General features: G+C 64.6%; 4 protein-coding genes. 2 read left to right on the forward strand and 2 right to left on the reverse strand.

Annotation, left to right across the window (positions count from 1 at the left end; translation table 11 throughout):
* Positions 1 to 258 precede the first annotated feature (258 nt).
* Together VLA96_03165 and VLA96_03170 are read right to left on the reverse strand one after the other, a co-directional pair.
* Positions 259 to 495, reverse strand: coding sequence for a hypothetical protein (locus VLA96_03165; GenBank protein ID HSE48188.1), 237 nt, complete (start codon positions 493 to 495; stop codon positions 259 to 261).
* 3 nt (positions 496 to 498) lie between these two features.
* The gene (locus tag VLA96_03170) at positions 499 to 978 is read right to left on the reverse strand and encodes a hypothetical protein (GenBank protein HSE48189.1); all 480 of its coding nucleotides are present in this window, start codon (positions 976 to 978) and stop codon (positions 499 to 501) included.
* Between the two features lie 325 nt (positions 979 to 1,303).
* Here VLA96_03170 and VLA96_03175 point away from each other — a divergent pair, with 325 nt between their 5' ends.
* Positions 1,304 to 2,893: a hypothetical protein gene (locus VLA96_03175; protein HSE48190.1), complete on the forward strand. Its 1,590-nt coding sequence runs from the start codon at positions 1,304 to 1,306 to the stop codon at positions 2,891 to 2,893.
* A 143-nt stretch (positions 2,894 to 3,036) separates the two neighbouring features.
* A partial coding sequence (locus tag VLA96_03180; GenBank protein HSE48191.1) for a PHP domain-containing protein occupies positions 3,037 to 3,314 on the forward strand: 278 nt, incomplete at its 3' end.

A 3,314-nucleotide genomic window follows, 5' to 3' on the forward strand; every position in this document is an offset into this window, starting at 1 on the left:
CCAGAGTTTCTCCTGCCGGTCTTCGGGGATGAGCGGCGTGCGTTCCTTGGTCGCGAAAAACGCGTGGACGAGGTTGCTGCTGTAGGAGTGGCTCATGTGCCGTCCTCCGGACTCCGGAGTTTGTGGGGGCACGCCTTCCCAGCACTTACGTGCTGGGCTAACGAATGCCGCCCTATGGGCTATTGCTGAGCCGGGGAGAAAGCCGTCGCGAAGCAGCGATTCCAATGGTACGTGCGGAGATTGGCGAGGGAAGTGGGATCACCGCCCGGGCTTGCGATATTGCCACAAGAACCCGGCGATGAACGCGACGATGGGAATGGCCCAATACATGTTCGGCCTGGTCAGCGAGATTGGGTCCCACCCAGTGGCATAGCCGTCCGGCGCTGCAGGACTGAGCAGCCCAATCGCGAAAACCACGGCGATCATGACGCATGCCGTGAGGACGAGCGCAAAGGCGACACACAGCAAACCCATCAGAACACTCTTGAGAATCATCCGCTACTCCCGGAACAGCTCTTCCTGTCCTGCCGGAGCGGCGGCGGCTTTGCGGCCGCGGCCGGCGGCGCCGCCGATGACGGCCAGCACGGTCAGCGAGTCGAGCGCGGTGCGGGGAACGAAGATGCGCTGCGTGTTGGCGCGCGTGTCCGGCGGGATCACACTGAAGCCCTCGGGCTGGGTCTGCGTCAGCTCGTTGGGCATCAGGGCTTCCATGGTGTCGTTGTCCTTGAACTTGAGCCGCACCCACAGGCCCTCGGTGCGCGGGCGGGTGGCGAAGGTCTTGCGCGCGAAGGCCTCGCCCTCGCTGAACTCGCGCACGAAGTACACGCCCTTGATGTCCGCCAGGTCGAGCAGCACCACCTTGCCGGAGACGTTGAGCAGCTCGAGCTTGCCGTCGGCGATGAACTCGGGCGCGACGTAGCCCTGGATGGCGTCGCGGTCGAGCTTGCGGACGATGACTTTCTTGTGGGTCGAGGGCAAAGCGTTTCCGGTTTCCCGTTTCCGGTTTCCGGTTGGACCCATATCCTCGGGAAACGGGGAACGGGAAACGGGAAACCAGTAATAGCGTGCCGCGAAGACGACCGCTATACCTGCGGTCCTCACGAAGCTGGCATTCTCGCCCCTTTTCCCCGAAAAAACCATGTCCGCGCGGCAAAAGTAGCCAAGAACGTCAACCTGTGTTATCTTGTGCTGTTTATCGCGGCCCGATGCACCGAGTGTAAGCTGTTTGGAAACAACAGGTTAGACAAGATTTCCACAGGGCCGCGGCGGCCTGTCGTCCGCCCGCCGACCCGCCCCAGGAGCAATGGCCGACTACCTCTACATGATGGATTCGCGGCTCTCGCCCGAGCAGCAGAAGGGCGTAGGGCTGGTGACCGAAGCGGCGCGCGCGCACGAGATGAACGTGTATCTCGTGGGCGGCAGCGTGCGCGACATCATCTCGGGCGCCTCCATCCGCGACCTCGATTTCGCCGTGCAGGGTTCGGCGCTGCGCATGGTCAAGGAGCTGGAGAAGGCCGGCGCGGTCGTCCAGTGGCAGAACGAGGAGCTGAAGTCGCTGGGCGTGCTGCTGCCCGGTAACGTGCGCGCGGAGATCGTGACCACGCGGACGGAGAAGTATGAGAAGCCGGGCAAGCCGCCCGAGATCCATCCCGCGACCATCACCGAGGACCTGCGGCGGCGCGACTTCACCGTCAACGCCATGGCGCTGTCGCTGAACCCGGGCTCGCGCGGCCTGCTGCTCGACCCGTTCAACGGCGTGGCCGACGTGGAGGGCAAGCTCATCCGCGTGCTGCACAACTACGCCTTCCTGGAAGAGCCCTCGCGGCTGATCCGCGCGACGCGCTTCATGGCGCGCTACCACTGGACGCTGGAAGAGCGGACGCAGGCGCGCTACAACTCGGCGCTCGAGAACAAGTACATCGACTACATCCTCGACGACGCGCGCGGCCGCGAGATCGAGCACCTGGCTTACGAAGACGACCCGCTCGCCGTCATGCGCGCCTTCGAGAAGGAAGGCTGGCTGCGCGTGCTGCATCCGCGCTGGTCCGTGGCGAAGGTGGACACGCAGGGGCTGAAGGACCTGCTCGAGACGCGCACGACGCTGGCCGAGTTCGGATATCCGACCGACCCGGCGCCCGCCATCCTGTACTTTCTGACCGACGGCATGGGCGAGAGCGACCGCAAGGAGGTCCAGAAGCTCGTCCAGAACAAGTGGCTGGTGGAACAGTGGCGCGCGCTTGAGGACGAAGCGAAGGAACTGGCGCAGAAGCTGACGTCGAAGGAAGCGGCCACGCCCTCGCTCACCTGGAAGCTGCTCGACAAGTATCGCGCCGAGACCATCCTGTTCCTGACGGTGACCGCGCGCCAGCAGGCGGTGCAGCAGAAGCTGAAGAACTTCCTGCGGAAGTGGCGCGAGGTGAAGTCGAAGATCCCGACGCCGGAGATGATCGAGCTGCGCATCACGCCCGAGCTCAAGGAGTACCCGATCGTCACCGAGCACCTGTTCTTCATGATGATCGACGGGCGCTCGAAGAGCGAGATCAGGAAGTTCCTGAAGCAGTTCGAGCCGCCGCCTCCGCCGCCCCCGCCTCCGCCGCCGGTCAAGCGCGGACGCAAGCCGGAGCCGCCGCCCGCCCCGGTGGAAGTCGTGCCCGCCGGAAAAGGCAAGAAGGGCAAGAAGGGGAAAGAACCGGAGATCGTCTCGACCACCGCGCCCGCCGCCGCGTCCGCCGGAAAGACGGGCAAGGGCGGCAAGGCCGCGCCTCCGCCGACTCCGCCCGCGAAGGGCGCGAAGCAGTCTCCGCCGCCGCCCGAAGCGAAGAAGCCTGCACCGAAGTCCGCCCCAAAGCCGGCCAAGAAGGCGCAGAAGAAGCCCGCCAAGAAGAAGCGGTAGGCTCACCACAAAGGACACAAAGGTTTCACAAAGGTCCTTGGTGTGTCCTTCGTGTCCTTTGTGGTTGGCTTTTTCCTGCATGGAGCCTACATATCCACAGGCCCCGACACCCCTCCCGAGCAGATAAAATCTAGCTAGAACCCATGTCGTCGCAATTCGTCCATCTGCACCTGCATACCGATTACTCGCTGCTCGACGGCGCCTGCGGCATCGACGCGCTCGTCAAGCGCGTGAAGGGGCACGGCATGCCGGCGGTCGCGGTCACCGACCACGGCAACATCTTCGCGGCGCTGGAGTTCTACAACGCCGCGCAGGCCGCCGGGATCAAACCCATCCTCGGCTGCGAGCTCTACATCTCGAAGAAGGACGACCACGACACGCGGCGCACCCCGCCCGACGGCGACACCTACAACCACCTGCT

It is taken from the genome of Terriglobales bacterium (assembly GCA_035457425.1).
Lineage (GTDB): Bacteria > Acidobacteriota > Terriglobia > Terriglobales > Acidobacteriaceae > JACPNR01.